Origin of the sequence: Anaeromassilibacillus senegalensis (genome assembly GCF_001261775.1) — a bacterium.
In the GTDB taxonomy this organism is placed as follows: Bacteria; Bacillota; Clostridia; order Oscillospirales; family Acutalibacteraceae; genus Anaeromassilibacillus; species Anaeromassilibacillus senegalensis.
On sequence record NZ_LN868538.1, the window covers coordinates 431,803 to 452,339 of the forward strand.

Genomic DNA, 20,537 nt, shown 5'->3' on the forward strand with positions numbered 1-20,537 from the left:
ATGAACGACTAAAAGCCAAAAAGGAAAATATATGGGTGTTCTGATTGAAATTGGAATTGTTCTCGCGGCACTCGCATTTTTTACCGCCGCCTTTTGGCAGGGCCTGACCGTCAGGCCCTATTCTATTGAAACAAAAAAGGTTTCCGCCGCCGTGCGTTTGGCTGTTTTGACAGACCTGCACAGCAGTCGGTACGGCAACAAGCAGGAAACGCTGATCCACGCCATTCAGGAGCAGAATCCAGACCTTGTTTTATTCGCCGGGGATATTGCAGACGACAAACTGCCGCACGACAACACCAAACTGCTCCTTGCGGCGATTGGAAACCGCTATCCCTGTTATTATGTAACGGGAAACCACGAGATCCGCACCGGCGAAGTGGAAAAAATCAAAGAGATGTTCCGTTCCTATGGCGTCATCGTTTTGGAAGGCGCCGCGGAAACCGTAATGTTAAATCAACAGCCGCTCCGCATCTGTGGCGTCGACGATCCAAGCGGCTTCAGTCTTCGCAAGGATCGCATTGCCGCCGGTTGGAAAAAGCAATTTCAAGCTTGCCAGGCGGCTGCGGGGGATGGCGTCTACACCGTACTGCTGTCGCATCATCCGGAGTTGACTGCGTACTATCGGGACAGCGGTTTCGACCTGGTTCTGGCCGGTCACGCGCACGGCGGACAGGTACGCATCCCCGGCATCCTGAACGGCCTGTTCGCCCCGCATCAGGGGATTTTTCCCGCCTATGCGGGCGGGCGCTACCAGCTGGGCGGTACGACGCTGATCGTCAGCCGCGGGCTCTGCCGGAATCACCGGCCGCGCGTCTTTAACCCGCCGGAACTCGTGATTGTCGATTTGCTGCCGGCCTCCGAGAAAAAAGGCGCGTAGGGTAACGGGGGCAGAACAGAGCTTTTTAAAGCGCGCTGTCAAAACAACGATGATTCGGTAAACTTCATACTATTGCAAAAACGGGCTGCCAGCTTTTTATACTGGCAGCCCGTTCGCTGATTTCCGCTCTTATTTCTGCAAATAGCCTTTTTCAATGCTCTCCTGAATCATCCGGTCCACAAACGGCCATACTTCCGGCATACCGATCCGGATCATGTCCATTCGTTTATAAACCTGCTCGCTCTTTACATCGCCTAATGCCCAGGTATGCCCCTGCGTCAGATAATTGTTGAGGAAGGGTTGAAGCCGGTCGATTGCCGCGGCAAATTGCGCGTCCGGCGTCTCTGCCCGGTCAAATTCCTCCCACAGCATGCGAAGCTCTGCCGATTGGTCTGCCGGCAATAGCGTGAACAACCGGTCCGCCGCTTCCTGTTCGCGCTGTTCCTTATCCAGATACCCCTGTTCATCATACGCAAAGGTATCGCCTGCATAGACCTCCACCAGATCATGCACCAATGCCATGCGCATCACACGCTCACAGCTGACGTTTTCCGGCGCATATTCCAGCAGCAGCATCGCCATCAGGGCAAAGTGCCAGGAGTGCTCCGCATCCGATTCCCGGCGGGTTTTATCGATCAGAATCGTGCGCCGGTAGACGCTTTTCATCTTGTCGACCTCCACCAAAAATCGCAGCTGCTGTTCCAACCTGCCTGTATCCATTTTCAGATGCACTCCTTCCTTTCAACACGGCAGAAAACGCTGTTCCAGCCGTCCAACCATTGATTCGTAGCGTTGCGCACAATCTTCCATTTGGTTCTTCTCCAGCGCTTTGAGGCACGGTTCCAGATCCTCCCGCCAGATTGAACGGTAAATTGCTTCTCTTTCCGGATTTCGCTCAATTCTCTCCACGATCATCGGTGCAAACAGATAATATTCGCGAATTTTCCGCTCCCCCTCCGGCTGTACCAGCAGCCAATGGTCACGGAACGCGCGGAACGCGTTCAACTCCGCACAGTCGTCCCCCTTACCAAGGGATTCACAGACCGCCGTGGTAATAAAGCACAGCTTCTTTTTAAAGCCGCGGTTGATGCTTTCAAAATCCGCTCTTCCCAGCGGATTTTTGGGGTACTCCTTGTTCCAGTGTGCCAAAAAATGGTCCGCCAGTTCATACGCCGCTTTGTGCCTGCTCTCCAGCATGCCCGGAATCAGGAACGCAACGACCGTATAACGGTAGTCAAAAAATTTGGAGTCGTTCTTTTTTACGCCCTCTTTTTGAAAGTGCTCCAAATATTTACCCATCAAAAATTCGCTGAACTCTTCCGCCGCACAAACCATGGAACCGTTTTCCGCCGCCTTGCAATAGGTATTGATGACCGGCGCAAGACGAACCGTGTAAGCTTCGAAGGCCGGAGGATATTTTTCCGCCGTAAATTGCCGCATATCGGCGCAGAAGGCAACCAGCTCGTCGTCCATCAAGCGTTTGGCTTCCCCCATCCAATAGACAAACAGCTCTTCTTCCTGCTCCGATCCGGCCTGCTTTTTCAAAATTGCCGGCACATCGATCGGCTTCGCACAGTACATGCAGACCACCTGCTCCGCATCGTCCGGCAGCTGCAGCACCTTGCCGCAGTGGGGACATTCCGCCGTAATAAAACGCATTTTCCGCACCTCTATTCGCAATCGCTTTGACGCGCCTGCACATATTCCTTGATCTTGTCAAACGTCTCCTCGCTGAGGATATGCTCCATCCGGCAGGCATCCTGCGCGGCGGTTTCCGCACAGACATCCAGTGCAAGCTGTAAAAATCGGGAAAGCGTGGTATGGCGCTCATATACGGCGCTGGCCTTTTTCAATCCCGCTTCCGTTAAAACAATATTTCCGTTTTTCTCCATGACGATCAACTCCGCCTTGCGGAGAATACTCATGGCGCGGCTGACGCTCGCCTTTGTAAAATTAAGCTCATTGGCTATATCCACAGAGCGCACAAACCCGTTCCGGTTTTTTAAAATCAAAATGGTTTCCAGGTAATTTTCGCCCGATTCCTGAATTTTCATAAGACACCTCCTGTGTCATTGTGATTGTATCTTTTTAATTGTAGCAGTTTTCCTCAAAAATAACAAGAGAGATTCCGTTCCTTCATCTTTTTCGCCATATTTTAAACGCGCACTTTATGGTAAAATAAAAGGCGTTTGCAGGAAAGTTCCCTTTCCCACAGTCTTTTATATACAAACAGTATAATAAATAACAAAACTACCAAACGGACAGATAAAGGAGAAAAACACATGATTACCGTTTCCGATCTCGGCCTGAGTTTCAGCGGCCAGCCGCTTTTTTCCCACGTCAACCTGCTGTTTACGGCGGGCAACTGTTACGGCGTCATCGGCGCCAACGGTGCGGGAAAATCCACCTTTCTGAAAATCCTCTCCGGAGAACTGGAGCCCAGCAAGGGGGAAGTTGTTATCGACCCCAAACTGCGCATGTCCGTCCTGAAGCAGGACCACCATGCCTACGACGCATACACCGTATTTGAAACCATCCTGATGGGCAATCCGCGCCTGTATGAGGTCCTCAAGCAGAAGGACGCCCTCTATGAAAAAGAGGATTTCTCCGACGCGGACGGCGACCTGGCGGCGGAACTGGAGGCGGAGTTTGCGGAGCTGAACGGCTGGGAAGCAGAAACGGAGGCCGGCAAGCTTTTGCAGGGCCTCGGCGTGGACAATATGACCCTATATTCGCAGATGGATTCTCTCACCGGCAGCGAGAAGGTTAAAGTCCTGCTGGCGCAGGCCCTGTTCGGGCAGCCGGATATCATCCTGCTGGACGAGCCGACGAATGACCTGGATGTAAAATCCATCTCCTGGCTGGAGGATTTTCTTGCGGACTATATTGGAACAGTGATCGTCGTTTCCCATGACCGACATTTCTTAAACAATGTGTGTACCCACATCGTGGACATCGATTATAACAAAATCAAGCTCTACGTGGGCAACTACGATTTCTGGTACGAGTCCAGCCAGCTGATGCAGCGCGTGATGCGCGACCAGAATAAAAAAGCGGAGGAAAAGATTAAAGAGTTGCAGGCCTTTATTCAGCGCTTCTCCGCCAATAAAAGTAAATCCAAACAGGCGACCTCCCGTAAAAAACTGCTGGATAAAATTACAGTGGAGGAAATGCCGGCGTCCAGCCGCCGCTATCCCTTTGTGGGCTTCACGATGGACCGCGAGCCCGGTAAGGAGATTCTGGAGGTCGAAGGCCTTTCCAAAACTGTGGACGGCATAAAAGTATTGAACAATGTGCGTTTTCGCGTCAATAAAGGCGATAAAATTGCATTCCTGGCCAAGAGCGATATTGCCCTGACCACGCTGTTTAAAATCCTGATGGAGGAGCTGGAGCCCGACGAAGGCTATTTTAAATGGGGTGTATCCACAACACAGTCCTATTTCCCGCAGGACAACTCCGCCTATTTCAACGGCTGCGACCTCAGCATTATCAAATGGCTGGAGCAATACGCGCAGGACACCACAGAAACCTATCTGCGCAGCTTCCTCGGCAAGATGCTCTTTTCCGGTGACGACGTGCAAAAGCCTGTCAATGTGCTGTCCGGCGGCGAGAAGGTGCGCTGTATGCTCTCCCGTATGATGATGTTCGGTTCCAACGCATTGGTACTGGATCAGCCCACCAACCACCTGGATTTGGAATCCATTACAGCGGTTAACAACGGCCTGATCGATTTCAAGGGGATTGTACTGTTTGCTTCACATGACCATCAATTCATTCAAACCATCGCAAACCGCATCATTGAGATCACTGACGACGGTGTGATCGACCGCATGGGCACCTACGACGAATACATTGAGTATACAAACTCCTGATTTATACAAATTATGCCAGGATATTCCATATAATCGTAAACTTCGCGTTGATTCATGCGGCTGGTACAGGAAACCTCTTCTTTATAACTGCCTTATAAAAGAAAGCCCGCACAATCCGTTTTCATTTGGATTGTGCGGGCTTTTTATTGTATTCGAGGCTATCTGCCTTTTTGTACTCCGCCAAAGAAACCCTTCTTCAGCCTTCCAAAATATACTTCTGAATCGCCAGCGCCACGCCGTCCTCCTGGTTGGAAGCCGTCCGGTATTTGGCGGCTTCCATCGCATCCGGCGTACTGTTCCCCATGGCGACGGAGCATCCGGCAAACCGCAGCATTTCAATATCGTTGCCGCTGTCGCCTACCGCCATCACCTCTTCCGAAGCGATGTGCAGCTGTTCACACAGGTGGCGCAGCGCATCACCTTTACTTGCATCCCTTTGGTTTAACTCCAGATTGCTGCCCGCAGATGAGACAACGGCAAGCTCCGGAATGGCGTCAAACATTTTCCAAAGTTCTTCACGCAGCGGGGACGGTACGTGCGCCAGATTACATTTTTCAATGCCTTCCGGATGCTCCTGTAAAAAGGTACGCAGGCTGTCCACTTCCTGTTGTGTCTTCCGAATCTCTGCAATAAACTCTTTCGAAAAGGGCAGTTCATCCACATGTTTCATCAGACGCTTTTCCGTATAAATGTTTCCTTCGCAATAGAACTGTATCAACAAGCCGTAGGGCTCCAGCATATCTAAAATTTTTCCAGCAGTTTCAGCAGAGATACACTTATGATAAATCACTTTGTCCTCCCGCATATCCCGCACCGACGCGCCGTTGGAATTAATCACATAACGGACGTCCTCCATCCGCTGAAACACATCTGGCAGCATGGAAAAAACCCGCCCCGTGGCAGGAACCACCTGTACTCCCTTTTTCGCCGCTGCACAGATCGCCTGCCGTACCGCCGGGGTAACTGTCAGATGGTCGTCCAAAAGAATTGTGCCGTCCATATCCAGGGCCACCAATCGAATCGCCAATTTCTGCCACTCCTTTTTGCTTTCAAACTTATATACTGTTCATAGTATACGCAACCACAGGAAAGATTTAATTGCCGCGGATCAATTAGCCGCATCCTCTGTGTCCAGACTTTTTTCTTCCATCCGTGAAAAAACTGTTACTTTATACGACAGAGAACATTTTCGGAATAATCAACAACAGGGACACCGCCCCGCCGACCAATTATTTCCCTAAACGGACTGGCAACAAACAAGCACTTTATCCATAGAATAGAGGTATGACCAAAGGCGGCATCACAACACATGGCTATTTAGCCCATTCACAAGCTGTTATATACTAATTGTTGATATAATGCCACCTTAATACAAATTGGATAGGGGCGATTCTATGCTGACGGCTCTGCTCTCCTGCGCGCTCTCCGGGCTGATTTTTTGGGTTCTGCATGTCACCGGAGCCGGTTCTTTCCCAAGGCCGCTCACCGCAGAAGAAGAGAAAGACTGTCTGGAACGCCTGCAAAACGGGGATCAGACAGCCCGCAACGAACTGATTGAGCACAATTTGCGGCTGGTTGCACATATTATAAAAAAATACTATTCAAACACAAATGATCAGGACGATCTGATTTCCATTGGTACCATTGGCCTGATCAAAGCGGTAAACACCTTTGACAACTCCAAGGGAATCCGTCTTTCCAGCTATGCCGCACGTTGTATTGAAAACGAAGTGCTGATGTTTTTCCGTGCCTCCAAAAAGAGCGCGCAGGACGTTTCCATGAATGAACCGATCGACACCGATAAGGACGGCAACGCTTTGACGCTGATGGACGTTATGGCCACAGAGGACAATATTGTTGACAACCTGGATTGGAAAATCAAATCCGAACAGCTGAAGCGCTACATACTGGAAACCCTTTCTCCCCGCGAACAAACCATTATTGAACTTCGCTACGGACTCAACGGCGATCTTCCGCTGACCCAGCGGGAGGTTGCGTCGAAATTAAAAATCTCGCGCTCATACGTTTCCCGGATTGAAAAAAAGGCATTGCTTGCTTTGAAAAAGAAATTTGATAAACCCAGCAAATGACTGCCAGATTTTGCAGACGGCAGTTGCTGCAAAGGGCCATTTCACAGCGTTTGCACGATCACGCTCTTCCTTCTCTCCTCTCTAAAAACACGGAATCCCCCGGCCAAATGGCCGGGGGATTCTCAGTTGGTCTGCTTTTTAGTGCGATTTCAAATCAGTGCACAGTAACCCCACCGTGGTTCTGTGCCGTCTGACCCGGGGCCTCCTGTCGGGACACGCTTTCAGCGAGATCCATTTCTGACAACATAATGGAACTGCGGCCGGCACGCGTCTACGACGATTCTCTTAACCGGCCCGTTTAAAATCTCAATCAATGATTACTGTACCGTGTTTAACCGGATTCTGCCCCGGGATCTCTGGTTGAGACGTGTTTACAGCAAAACCTATTTTAAGCAATCGTGACAACACAATGCTTTTGCGGCACGCTGTTGGACAGCTGGGTATAAACGCCGGTGCTTGCGCCGGGTGTGCCGACTGCCCACACTCTGTAATAATAGTCGTTTCCAATCCTTGCGACAAACTGTGTCTTCAAAACGTCACTGTTGCCGACCGTAAAGTTCGGAACAAGGTTGTTTCCGTTGACAACGGTCATCTTGAAGCAATATGCGCTTCCTCTACGGAGGGTAAACGGCAGCGTTGTATCGGAAATAACCGACGCCGCCTGTGCAACCGTCGCACCGCCTGTAACGACGCCCGGAGTGGTAACGGCAACCAGCGTGCCTTCCCCGGAGGTCTTGCCGGAATTGGAAGTGTTCTTATTCCCGGAGGAGGAACCGCCGTTTCCGCCGCTGCCTTTGTGCTCCAGCTGGGCATTCGCGGCCTGCAAACGATTGCACTTCTCGTCTACAAACAGCTGATCGTCTTCGCTGAGATTCCTATTTGCCAGCGCATCCTTTGCGTCCTTGAGCGCGTTCAGGAACACGCGGGCGCTGCTTGCCGTGTAGCGGGAGGTATCGACCTTTTCCATCTCCGCAATCAACGCTTCCAGCTTCGATTTATCCGCCTTCAGACGCATGTTTGCAACCGCCTCGGTCAGCGTCTTGACCACCGCATTGACTTCCTTCTGCGTATTTTCCGCGGTCATTTCTTCCGCCGCGTCCAGCGCTTCCTGCAGCTTGTCAAAGCCGCTGTCAATGTAGCTGTCTCTGTTTTCAATAATATCCTTTGCCTGCTGAATCATCTTCTCCAGCTCGCTCAAATCCGCCTTCATCTGCCGCTCATCCAGCGCCTTCATCAGTGCGTCATAAGCTTCCTGGATGGAATCGTCCATTGCGTTTTCATCTGCAATGACCCCTTCTGCCAGTGCAACCGCCGCTGCAATTTTCTCCATGCTGGCTTCCGTGTACAGTTCCGGATCCACCGCCTTGGCGACGTCGATCAGGCCCTGCAGCGCGGTCTTATTGCCCGGCTGGAAGCTGAGGAGATGCAGCGCGTCGAGCAATTCGCCCCACGCATCGTTGATTTCCTGCTGGGTTGCGGTCTTTTGCTTATCAACTTCTTTGGCATGCTTGAGCGCCTTCTCATACTTCGCCTTTATCACTGGAATGGCCTGCGCCGCTTCATCCGCACAGGATTCCGCATAAACGATCGTCGCACCCAGAACACTCTTATCGACTGCTTCAAAATGGAGGTCTACTTCGACCGCCTGATTCGGCATATCGATGGTGTACGTATACGCGTCTATGTCAAAGTCCACTGTTTCGCCGTTGACCGTGACGCCTGCGAAGCTTCTGCCTTCTACAAACGGCGTAAAGTCCAGTGTAAGCGTTGTTCCCGCCAGTACTTCAGCCTCATACTTGCCGAGCAGGTTTGCCAGCTTCTGTACTTCGCCATCGATGGACAGGCTCGCATTCTTTGTGTACCGGACCGTAATTGTATGCTCCTCCGGAACCGGCGTGCCAACCGATACTTCACAGCTTGCCTGGAATTCCGTATCCGGAACACTTGCTGTAATGACTGCCATGCCTTCCTTCAGCGCGGTAACCACGCCGTTTTCGTCCACTACCGCCACATCTGGAGCAGAGGAAGTCCATGTAAGCGCCGTTCCGCTCAAATTCGTCGGATAGATATCCACCAGAAGCGTATCGTTGTCACCTACATCCAGGGAAACCGCTGTTTCGCGCATGGAAATTCCCGTCATATCCGGCGTATTGTATGCGCGGATCTCCGCCGCGGAGGAATAGTTGCCCACGGAGGTGATGGACATCAGTTTGAGGTTGGTAACGGTCGTGGCCGGGAAACGGACTTCTTTCCAGCCGTCTTCCGCCTTCCACTCACCGGAAGCAATCTTCTCATAGGTTGCGCCATTGTCCTTGCTGGCAAGCAGTTCAAACTGTTTGATGGTACCGTTGCCCGCACCGGATCTCGGCAGATACCGGTAGGTGTTGACGACGGTCGGTGCATTGAATTTAATATCGATCCACTGCTTGTCTCTGGAAACACCGTTCCAGTTGGTATGCCACATCGTGCTTGGATTGTCATCCAGAACCTTGGAGGCCGCTTCACTTGTGGAGTTTGCATCCCCCGCGGTGGCAGTCATCTTACTGACCGGGATTGCCTCCGGTACGGACTGGGTGCGGACACTTGCCGCGCCGCCGACATTGCCGGACGCATCCGTCGCCGCGACCGCGAAATAGTAGCTTCCATTATGGACAATTTCGTCCACAAAGGAGGTTTCATTTACCGTGACAATCAGGTTATCCTCGGACGGCACAAAGTCCGCCTGATCGGAACCATAAACATTGTAACGCACAAAGCCGCTGTCATCCGTGGACGGCTGCCAGGTGAGGGAAACCAGTCCGTCATAATCCGCAGAAGCCTTCAGACCCATAACATCTGTCGGCGCCTCGGTATCGGGCTCCATCGTGCCTTCCTCGAAGGTCAGCGTCCAGTTGGCTGTCTGATTTTCCGCAGCGTCCATGATCAATTCCACATAATTGCCAAACGCGCTGTGTACAAAGCTCGCCGTTACATTTTCATTGTCGACTTTCAGATCCTTCGCAATCAGCTCGTGGCCATCCAGCGGGATGATCGCCTTGTAGGTATCGTTGCCAACCACTTCAAATGTACCGGTCATGGTCTTGCTGGCTGCGTCGTATGCAATGTTCTTTGCGTCAAACGCTCCCTGCAGGACATGGCGGTTGGTGGAAAGCAGATACGGGTCGTCGCGGACCTCGCGGACCGCCATGGTGCGCATCTCGTTCTTTCTGACGCGCTGGCTCAGGATGTCGCTGCCCTGATATTTGCCGATGTAATTCCAGTTCCAGAAGTCCCAGACCTCGTATTCTTTTTCCGGGTCGAGTCCAACGCCGCCGAACGCGGTGTCTTTGCCCAGATCCGCCTGCATGGTCTTGGTCTGGCTGCCCTGGTTCCAGAACATCAGGATATGGTCGTCATATTCGGAATTAAACTTGTAATCGAAGTATTCCGGAATGTCCGTACCGCACTCAAAGAGGCCGACCGGGCGGGCGGAAATGCCGTCAATCGGGAATGGAACAGACCGGCCGATGTCCTTGATCTTCTGGTCGTCCATACGGGTGACGCTCTCGCCGATGGTCATCTTGCCAAACAGAAATGCGGTGCCGGTAATCTGCGCGCGGCGCAGGTCGAGATCGTTGTCCTCAAAAACTTTAACGTCGGAATAGAGAAGCTTGGTCTTTCTATGGCGGTACCACTGGTACATCGCCGTGCGGGCGATTTCCGGGGAGAACTGGTTGGTATCTCCGATGGTGCGCTGAATGTCGATCAGACCGATCGCCAAATCAGAACCGCTGTGCTCCCAGGAGTTTTCAGAAATGCGCATATCGGGGCCGACATACTTCTTCGGCAGCGCAAAGATATTGCGGTATGCGGAAACGGTTGTAGCATACGGGTCTTCAAAACCGCCGGTCTTATCCAGCAGATATCCGCCGCTCTTGCCGTGGTACTGTCCCGCATAGTCGAAGAACAGGGAGCGGATGCCCGCATCCTTAATATTGGCATACACATCCGCCATATGGGCAATGAATTCCGGATCGGTGTAGTCGGGGCCTTCCAGCGGATCGTTGTAGAGCATGTGGCCCGGGTACTGCTCGCAGTAGTCGTCGGAACGATAGGAAGCCTGCATATAGAGGCCGCCCTCGCCGCCGGCGTTGTTCATCGCCTTGTTCCAGTCTTTAATGGTCGGATAGTTGTCCGTCATATGCCCAAACTGCTTCCAATGTGCATCGTCCCACCAGAGCTGCTCATTCGGGTTGACATAACTGTCCGGCTCCACGCGCAGGTTCGGAATCGCATAATTTGCCATGCCGCGGTCCACAAGATCCTTGACCTCCTGCACAGCGAAGTCCGCGTTGTTGGAGCCCGGGGTCAGCCAGTTGACATACCAGAGGCATTCATAGTAATACGGGTCAAAGTCGATTAGATCGACCTCCATCGCATCTGCCTGCTTGGTCGCATAGGCGTCGAGGGAATCGTAGGGGTTCTTTTCGGTAAAGTTGATCAGCGCCTTGTCGCCCATATAGAGCTGCCCGGCGTCGACCAGTTTGCCTGTGTTATCATAAATGCGGATTTTCGCATCCACGCTCTTTCTGCCGTTGTTTTCCAGAGAGAGGCCCGCGTTGTACGCGGTGTCGATGGTGTTCTGGAACTCATAGGTGGTCAGGCCGCCGATGAGGAAACTTTCCTTCTCCGGATCGTTCCGGTAGGAAAGCATGGTGTTGTTCTTGGAGGTTGCCGTCGCACTGTTTACCACGCGCGGCACGGTCCAGTTGCCCTCGCCGGTCAGGATCGTGTGGTCTTCAGCCGGGTCGGGGCCGACAAAGATACCGCCGCTGCCAGCATAATTGGCAATGATCGGGTACATCTGCATCAGCTTGACGCCCGCGTCGGTGTTGTTGACAATACCAGCGGTCAGAATGACATCGCCGCAATGATCCTCCAGCGTCACATCCAGCACAATGCCGTTCGCGCCGTCTTTTTCACCGATCATGCGCATGGTTTTACCCGCGAAGCCGTCTTCAGTCACGTCTTCCATATGGAATACATACCCATTGGTGCTCTTGTCATCGTTGACCTGTGTGTAGGCGTTGAGCACATACGGCAAACCGCTTTCCTGCTCATACACCGAATAGCGGCCGGTCATTTCGTCATATACGACGCGGACCATATCGTTCTGAATCATGGTGAACGTGTCGCCCAGCTTTACGATTTCCGTCTTTTCCGGAACCGCGACGTCTCCCAGGCTGGTAAAGCCAACTTCCGCGGTGATATTCTCGCCGCCGTTTGCGGTTGCCACGACCTTAAACGAACCGCTCTTTAAAATCGTCAGCAAACCGTCCGCGTCAATCGTTGCAACGTCCGGATCATCGGACTGCACGGACCAGGTGATCGACTTGTCCGTCGCGATGATCGGATAAACGGTCGCCTTCATCTGCACGGAGCCAAGTTCCTGGCGGATGGTTTCGCCGTCCTCCGGCGCAATCACCAACCGTTTGACCGGGACCACTTCACCGTAGTCGCTGTCAAAGAAGATGCCGTTGACCACTGCGTTCGTTTTAACAGGGCTGTAATTTTCATTGTTGACTTTGACGTCAACGGAGCCGCTGAACGGAATGGTCACATATTTGCCCTTAGAGAGGGTACCGATTTCCGTCTTCTTGGATATCGGAATATCCGTTCCCGGCTGGAAGAGCTGGTAGCTGACCGCTCTGCCGTTTTCATTTTCCGCCAGTGCGTAGAATGTGAGGGTATGCGTATCCGTATCGTTCACACGGATGCGCACTGTCAGGCACTTGTCATCAAAGCGGTAGGAAATTTTGCGGGTGCCTGTTTCGTCGTCCGGATTGACGAGGCCGTACGGCAGCGTTGCCGCCGTGCCGGTTTTCGCTGTATAGTTGCCGTTGCGGTCTTCCACGCCGTACGTAATGCCGTCCACATAGTAGGGCAACTTTTCCACGTCGACAGAGCCGGCATTCCAGGCGTTCAGCACATATCCGTCCCCGCCGTAAGTACCGGTCCAGTCGCCCATCGTTGTTTCGTCGACCGTCCACTCGGCGGCTTCGCCTTCAACCACGCTGATCAAGCAACTGCCGCTGATTTCGGTGCCGTCCTTCGCCGTCGCAATCACATTGTAATTGCCCGGCGCTTCGATGTTCAGCAGGCCTGTCCCGTCGATCGTGGCCTTGCCTTCGTTCTCGGACTGCATGGGCTCCACAGACCATGAAACCTCTTTGTTGGCCGCATAAGACGGCGCAACAGAAGCGATCATCTGGATCGGGAAGTCCGACTCATCAAAGGAAGTCTGTCCATTTGGCGCGCTGACTGTAACTTTGCGCACCGGCACATCATCATATGCCAGTGTGTCAAAGAATACACCGCTAATCACGACGTTTGTGACCAACTCTTTAATATTCTCATTCAAAATAACCACGTCGACATCCCCGCAGAATTCCGCGGAAACATACTGGCCATTGATAAAATTGGAGATGGTCACTTTGTCGGAGAGTGCGCGGTCCGTGCCAGCCTCAAAAATTTGATAGCTCTGCTCGCGGTCCTGGCCCTCAGCCGCATAAATGGTAATGGTATGCATTTCGTCGTCGTTGACATCCACATGCATAACCATTTTTTCATCGTCAAAAATATAACCCAGACGTTTTTCTTCGCCTTCCACTGCGATCTTGGAGACGTCCGGTGCGCCGCTCTTCAACCATGTGCCGTGGCGCGCAAAATAAGAATACGTAACACCTTCCACATAGTCGGGATAATTGTCCCGCGGTGTCCGGTTGCCGGTGCCTGCGCCATCATAGGCGGGCAGCGTATAGCCGTCTAACCCATATACGCCGTTGAATGCACCGTTTGTTTCTTTGTCGACCGTGAAGAACGTCTCCACCGGTTCAAATGCTTGTGCCTGCGCGACCGCGCCAATTGGCCCTGCCGAGAACAGCATGGTACATGCCAATACCGCCGCGGCGAGCTTTTTGCCCAGCCGTGTTTTCATAAAATCACTCCTTTTCAATTCTCAACCATCCTTCATTCTTCCAAAATTTTACGCAATTGAACCTCCTTCCTCCCCATTTTATATCTAAAAAGGAAATCAATTATCTCCTTTTCAGCTCCGCTTATTACATATTTAGATATATTTTACTAACATAGTATATATAAATTATCCATGTTATTAATTCTTTTTTATATTATTGGTATATAATGGAAGGATTTTATTTTGCACAGGATATATATTTACCCATTCACTGAAACGGCAAAATAAAAAGCAGTTTGGAAAAACCTTTTTTAAGATTTTTCCAAACTGCTTTATTATCGTTTCAGCCTTTACTGCGGCTTCCCCGTTTTTTTAATTGCGCAACCGTCTGCATGATCAGTTCCACGTCTTCCGGGTCCAACTCTAAGTCCTGCGCCGTTTTAGCAAGGTTCAGATATACGCCGTCGATCTGCGGCGCCTGCCCTTCTGGCTTCTCTTCCCATCCCATCAGATAAGAGGGCGTTACTTCAAAAATCTCCGCCAGCTTTGCAATCGTGGCCCGTTTCAGGTTTTCCACACTGCCGTTTTCATACTTTTGAACCGCCGCCTTTTTTACGCCCAGCAGCCGTCCCAACTCTTCCTGCGTCAGGCCGCGGGAGGTCCGCAGCGCCTTGATTCGCTGACCTACTTCCATCCTCTCCACCATCCTTTAACTGGTTTTATCATACCATACTTTTGATGGAAATTCAATCCGAATCCCATGGAACCGGGCTTGGTAAAAGGGAAAACAGCAGCTGAAAAAAGGCGCCCGGCTCCATTTTGATGGAACCGGGCGCCCTGTATGGCTTTGGTCTGTCTTTACGATTACCGGACCTCTATCCATTGTCAGGCGACGGTAATCATACAATGTTTCTGCGGAGCTTCGTCCGGAAGCTCCGGTCGGGACGCGCTTACAGCGAGCACCCCTTTTAAGCGATTGTGACAACACAATGCTGCTGCGGCGCCTCATTTGGCATTTGGGTGTATACGCCGGTGCTCTGGCCCGGTGCGCCAATCGCCCAAATGCGGAAATAATACGCATTGCCAATCTTGGCCACGAACTGGGTCTTGAATGCATTGCCATTGCCGACAGTGAAACTCGGCACCGCAGCGCTTCCATTGACAACCGTCATCTTGAAGCAGTACGCCGCGCCTCTCTTAATGGAGAACGGCAATGTGGTATCGGAAACAACGGAAGCGGTCTTCGCCACAGTTGTTCCACCCGTTACGACCGGGGCCGCCGGTACAACCGGAGCTGTTCCATCGCCGGAAACCTTACCGGAGGAACCGCCCTTATTACCGGAACCGCCGCCGGAGCTGCCATGGCTGTTGTTGTCCTTGCCTTTCTCGACCAGCGCGTCTACCAGGTTGTCAATTTTTGCTGCTCTCGCGTCGATCTCGGGCTGATCCTCTGCGTCAAGGTCTGTATCCAGGTAGTTTTTAGCCGCTTTGATTTCGCTCAGGAGCGCATTGACGCCGGAAGCCTCATATTTGCTGAGGTCCATCTTCTCTACGTCCGCAATCAGGGTTTCCAACGCCTTCTTGTTCGGTACTCTGCGCAGAGCCGCCATCGCGTCCGCCAGTTTCTTCGCCGCCGCCTTGATCTCGCTCTGGGACGCTTCTTCGTCATCCACGACTTTCTTCGCTTCTGCCAATGCCGTCTGGAACGCTTCCTGATTATCCGGCAGGAACGCGCCCGCTTCGATCTCTTCGGCAATGGCCATTGCCTCGACGACCACAGTGTTCAGGTAGGTTTTATCCACCTTATCCAGCAGGGCGATCATGGCGTCGTACAGCGCGTCTGCCGCGTCTTTTACCTCTTCTTCCAGGGCATTATCGTCCGCAACGACGACCTTTGCCGCTTCCAGGGCATTCTCAAATGCCTCGATGTCGCTCGGCAGGGAACCTTCCGTATCGACCTCTTCGGAAATATTGATCAGATAATTCAGGTAGGTCTTATCGCCGGCCTTGAAGCTCAGCATCTGGATGACGTCGATCAGCTTGAAGCTTGCGTCATTCAGTTCCGCCTGCGTCGCGTCCGGGTTATCCAGCAGCGCTGTTGCCGCCGCGATGGCGTCGGTCAGGGCTTCCTGCACCGCCGGAATTGCTTCCTTGTACTCGTCGGTCGTGAGGCAATCCTCCGCAATTGCAAGTACAGTGCGCAGGGTAGATTTGTTCAGCAGGGTGTAAGAGAAATTCAGCGTGTTGTTCTGGTAATCCGCTGTGTACACATAGTCAAAGCGTGTCGGATCCTTTATTGCAACGGGTTCGCCGTTAAGCAGGACCTTGCTGAATTCCTTACCGTCCGCACGCGGGATAAAGCTGAGCGCCACGGTCTCGCCGCGCTTTGCAATACCGTCGTAGCGGCTGATGTTGTCCGCAAACTTCTGCTCCTCGCCGTTTACCAGCAGGGAAGCATCTCTGCCAACATAGTTGACTGTGTAGGAGACATCTTCCATTACCTTGGGTACGAATTTGAACCAGTTGACGTTAAAACCGGTGACCGTGCAGTAGAACTGCAGCTCATGACGTCCGGCGGGAAGGGTGATTTCAAACGGCTCCAGGGTCGTCCAGCTCTGCCAGCCGCCGGTGGGGGCCATGCTGGAAACGCCGCCGATGCTCTTGCCGTCCAGACGGAGGTCAAATCCACCATCCGCGTTAACCGCCACTCTGGTATAGAAATCATAGGTGCCGGGAGCTTCAATATCAAAGTAGTACTTCATCCAGTTGCCCTTGTCCGTATGAGTCGGATTGGTACCGCCGCCTTCGTCCTCGCAGGCTTCTTCGCCGATACCGAGGGCTTTGAAATAATCGATTGCTTTAATGGTCGTTTCTTCCGTCGCGCTGATCGGCACATATTCCGGCTGAGGCGGGTTGACGATTTCGCGATCCATAACAGGGGTTTTCATGATCATTTCCAGCGTGCGGGCAATATTGCGTTCCAGCTCCGCACGGGTCAGATCGCCGTTTTCCAGAGCGGTCAGGATGCTGTCGGAGCTGCCACTCGGCATCTTGACATCATCGCCCGCTTTGACTTCCTTCCAGTGGGTGCTGTCATTGCCCCAGTCGGACATGACCATACCCTTGAATCCCCACTCGCCACGGAGAATATTGGTCAGGATATCGTAGTTTTCAGAAACTTCCGTTCCGTTTACATAGTTGTAGGAGGACATGATACACCACGGGTCCGCTTCCTTTACCGCGATTTCAAAGCCCTTCATATAGATTTCACGCAGAGCGCGCTCGGACATTCTGCTGTCGCTCGCATTTCGGTTGTTTTCCTTGTTGTTTGCCACAAAGTGCTTGAGGGTAATGGAAACGCCTTCGCCTTGCACACCTTCGGTGATAGCAGCCGCCGTTTTACCAGTGAGCAGCGGATCTTCAGAGTAATACTCAAAGTTGCGGCCGCACAGCGGATTGCGGTGAATGTTCATGCCAGGTGCAAGCCAGATATCCAGCTTCTTCTCCAACGCCTCTGTTGCAACGCCTTTGCCGACCTTCTGTGCAAGATCAACATCCCACGTGCTGGCCAGGTTCGTAGAGCACGGCCATGCGGTGGCTGTACCGGAACGAACGCCGGCTGGTCCGTCGGTGGTCTGCGCTCCCGGGATGCCATATTCGTCCAGTCCACCGATAATACCTGTCGCAATACCGGGATGTCCCTGGGACAAATAAGCCAAGTCTTCATTGGAGAGCTGCGCGATAAAATCGTCCATCGTCGCCGTCCCATGATAGACGTCGATCAGCATGATTTTATCCGTCGGTTCATCGTCCGCCGCTTTTGCGGAAGATGCCGCACGGCTGCCCGCAGCCTTACTGCTCGCGGCAGAGGAGGCACGGAACGCTGCCGCCGCAGGCTCCTCAGCTTCTGCTTTGGAGAAATCCATATAGTCGATATTACCGAACAATCCGGTGGAAACCAGTTTGAATTCACAAAGCCCCTTCGGCAGATTCACCTGAATTGGGCCAAAGGTCTCAAAATTATACCACTCGCTCTTGCCTTCACCGTCGCCGGTCTGCGGAAGGTTGAAATTGATGCCCGGCTGCAGCTTGCCGTCCACGTAAACGCGCATCATATCCGGGATTTCCGGACGGCCGTTGGACATGCTGAAAGAAATGTTGTACTCGCCTTCTTCTTCCACATTGAGGTAATAGGTAACCCAGTTGCCTTCATAGTTCATGTAGGCCAGCGTGCTGATTTCTTCGTCACCCGGCTGCGGCACATAGCCCAGCGGATGGTTGGGAACACAGTTTTCAATTCGGACGCTGCCCGCCGCGCCGAAGAACTGTTCTGCTTCCACGCGGGAGGTCTCTGTTGCAGAAATGGCAAAACCTTCTTCCGGTTGAACCATATTAAACGTCATATAGTCGGTGTTACCGTATTTGGTACCTTTGCAGGTAAGCTTTAATGTGCAGGGACCCTTTGGCAGCTTAACCTCAAATGGCTCCAGGTCGATAAAGTTATACCATTCTGCTTTGCCGCTGCCGTCGCCTGTCTGCGGCAGGTTAACAACAACCTTCTGATCGCGGCCTTCCACCTCAACAGTAACCATGTCTTTAATTTCCGCATAACCGTTGGACATATGGAGCTGCACGGCATAGGTTCCGGCTTGTTCCACATTCAGACTATAGGAAACCCAGCGGTGTTCTTCCGCACTGTCCATGAACGCCACGCACTGTCCATCGCCAAATGACTCTACCACTACGTTTGCATGTGCGGATTCATAGTCTTCCGCCTCCACCTTTGTCGGCTCTGTGGCGGAAATCTTTTTGATAGCCTCGCTGCGCATATCCTCATAGCTGCCGTCCGCCAAAAGACGTTTCGGAAGGCGTTTCGGAGCCGCCTGCTCGGAAAGCTGCTCGGTTACATACGCTTCTTCTACCGTATAGGTACCGCGCACGCCCTTTTCGCCGGCGTCCCGAATAGAATTGCCGACATAGACGTCATAGTCGCCGGCTTCCAGCACATAAGCGGATTTATGTCCGGTAATCCCAGTATCGTCATAACTGGACATATCCTCGATTGCAAAAGACATTTTCAGAGTCTCAGAAGCCTCCGGCTCCAAAAGCCCCGTTTTTGCATAAGCCGCCAGCTCTTTTGCAGGTTTGCCCAAGACAGCGGTACCGGTACCCATCTGCGGCGCACTGAAATAGACCTGCGCCACTTCTTTACCCGCCACATCGCCGGTATTGGTGATTGTCGCTTCCACATTGATATTTTCTTCATCGTATGTAACCTTTACATCGGTCATATCAAATGTGGTATAGGAAAGGCCGTAACCAAACGGATAGCTGACCTTCTCATACTCTTGATCAAAGGTCTCAAAATAACGGTATCCTACAAAGACATCCTCTTCGTAGTTGACATATGCGTTATTGCTGAAGTTATTGGAAGACGGATAATCCTCGTAATTTTTCGCCCAGGTATCCGTCAGTTTGCCGGAGGGGTTGACGTCTCCGCAAAGCACGTCCGCGATGGCGTTTCCACCCTCCATACCGGCCTGCCAGCCGATCAGAACGGAGTCGATCTCAGGATGCGCTGTGATCCATTTGGTATCGATAATACCGCCGATATTCAGGACCACGACAACATTCTCAAAGCCCGCCGCGCAGACCAGATCCAGCATTTGGGATTCGGTATCACTTAAGAGATAATCTCCCTTTCCGGCGCTTCTGTCAGAGCCTTCACCGGAATTGCGGCTGATGACTACAACCGCCGTATCAGACTCGGCTGCCGCCGTGTTGGCCATATCTGCCGTCAGTGTCAACGCCTTGTTCGCTGTATAAGCATCAACCAACGTTTTGTTCAGGGTGATCTTGCCTTCTTTTTCTTTATTCTGCATTCCCTGCAGAATATTGACCAGATAATCTACGCTCGTGTCACCGGAACCCCAGCCGCCCTTCACGTAGTCGATCTGGCCCTGCCCGAAAAGTGCCACCGAACCGCCCTGCGGAATCGGCAGGCCATTGTCCTTGTTTTGCAGCAATACCATACCTTCGCTTGCCACCTGACGCGCCAGCTCCGGATTGCCCGGCGAATACTTAGCGCTGGCTACCGGCGCCGCCGGTATTGTTCCAAACAGCATAGTCATGGTAAGAGCCGCCGCCAGAATTTTCTTCGCTGCGCCTTTTCTTTTCAAACTCATTTTCAAACCCCCGTTCGTTTCATAAACTCCTTATTCCAATCGTTTGCCCGATCCTGTATTTTGTCCCTCCTTTTCTTTATCAGTTGTATCAGTATGGAAATGGTTCCATAAACAGCTCTTTTGCTATATTGAATGTAATACCATCTCCCCTCCCCAATGAAAACCTCACTATAGTTATTAATCCGTTGAACCTATGATCTTATTAAACTACAACTGGAAGAGATTGTCAATAGAATTCTCTATAAAATACACAGAATATATTTATACTATTGATAATTTTACAACATATTTACTTGTATCTACTTTGGAATTATAAGGCAAAAAAACAAGCAGCCGGCCCTGTTTTTCACAGGACCGGCTGCTCTTTACCGCATCTGGAATACAGACACAAAGTGTCTTTCACACCTATGTTGGTTTTCAGTGGCGGCAATCAGTCGATTGTAACCACACAGTGCTGCTGCGGACGTACAACGTCATTCGCACTTACGATGGTTTTCAGTGGCAGTAATCAGCCAATCGTTACCACACAGTGCTGCTGCGGACGTACAACGTCATTCG

General features: G+C 52.1%; 10 protein-coding genes. 3 read left to right on the forward strand and 7 right to left on the reverse strand.

The genetic code is table 11. The features are described from left to right. The first annotated feature begins 31 nt into the window (after positions 1-31). Positions 32-877: a metallophosphoesterase gene (locus BN2106_RS12225; protein ID WP_050698858.1), complete on the forward strand. Its 846-nt coding sequence runs from the start codon at positions 32-34 to the stop codon at positions 875-877. A 129-nt stretch (positions 878-1,006) separates the two neighbouring features. Here the strand turns inward: BN2106_RS12225 and BN2106_RS12230 are convergent, their stop codons facing one another. Genes BN2106_RS12230 through BN2106_RS12240 form a run of 3 tightly spaced genes read right to left on the reverse strand, consistent with a single transcriptional unit; the run spans position 1,007 to position 2,931 of the window. Then, a complete protein-coding gene (locus tag BN2106_RS12230; RefSeq protein WP_050698859.1) occupies positions 1,007-1,597 on the reverse strand; it encodes an HD domain-containing protein in 591 nt (196 codons plus the stop codon). A 21-nt stretch (positions 1,598-1,618) separates the two neighbouring features. Next, a complete protein-coding gene (locus tag BN2106_RS12235) occupies positions 1,619-2,536 on the reverse strand; it encodes a CFI-box-CTERM domain-containing protein (protein ID WP_050698860.1) in 918 nt (305 codons plus the stop codon). Positions 2,537-2,547: 11 nt separating this feature from the next. Next, complete coding sequence (locus BN2106_RS12240; protein WP_050698861.1) at positions 2,548-2,931, reverse strand: metal-dependent transcriptional regulator; 384 nt, start codon at positions 2,929-2,931, stop codon at positions 2,548-2,550. Between the two features lie 228 nt (positions 2,932-3,159). Here BN2106_RS12240 and BN2106_RS12245 point away from each other — a divergent pair, with 228 nt between their 5' ends. After that, complete coding sequence (locus BN2106_RS12245; RefSeq protein ID WP_050698862.1) at positions 3,160-4,749, forward strand: ABC-F family ATP-binding cassette domain-containing protein; 1,590 nt, start codon at positions 3,160-3,162, stop codon at positions 4,747-4,749. Between the two features lie 196 nt (positions 4,750-4,945). Here BN2106_RS12245 and BN2106_RS12250 read toward each other — a convergent pair whose 3' ends face one another. Continuing rightward, positions 4,946-5,776: a Cof-type HAD-IIB family hydrolase gene (locus tag BN2106_RS12250; RefSeq protein WP_050698863.1), complete on the reverse strand. Its 831-nt coding sequence runs from the start codon at positions 5,774-5,776 to the stop codon at positions 4,946-4,948. Between the two features lie 367 nt (positions 5,777-6,143). On the opposite strand from BN2106_RS12250, the gene sigK reads away from it, so the two are divergent. Next, positions 6,144-6,839 carry an RNA polymerase sporulation sigma factor SigK gene (sigK, locus tag BN2106_RS12255; RefSeq protein WP_050698864.1) on the forward strand — a complete coding sequence of 232 codons (696 nt, stop codon included), beginning with the start codon at positions 6,144-6,146 and terminating at the stop codon, positions 6,837-6,839. 388 nt (positions 6,840-7,227) lie between these two features. Here the strand turns inward: sigK and BN2106_RS12260 are convergent, their stop codons facing one another. The 3 genes from BN2106_RS12260 to BN2106_RS12270 form a co-directional block, all read right to left on the reverse strand. After that, positions 7,228-13,815 carry an Ig-like domain-containing protein gene (locus BN2106_RS12260; RefSeq protein ID WP_050698865.1) on the reverse strand — a complete coding sequence of 2,196 codons (6,588 nt, stop codon included), beginning with the start codon at positions 13,813-13,815 and terminating at the stop codon, positions 7,228-7,230. 322 nt (positions 13,816-14,137) lie between these two features. Next, on the reverse strand, positions 14,138-14,488 hold the full coding sequence (locus tag BN2106_RS12265; protein ID WP_050698866.1) for a helix-turn-helix domain-containing protein: 351 nt from the start codon (positions 14,486-14,488) through the stop codon (positions 14,138-14,140). A 274-nt stretch (positions 14,489-14,762) separates the two neighbouring features. Continuing rightward, complete coding sequence (locus tag BN2106_RS12270; RefSeq protein ID WP_050698867.1) at positions 14,763-19,979, reverse strand: glycoside hydrolase family 3 C-terminal domain-containing protein; 5,217 nt, start codon at positions 19,977-19,979, stop codon at positions 14,763-14,765. Positions 19,980-20,537: the final 558 nt, after the last annotated feature.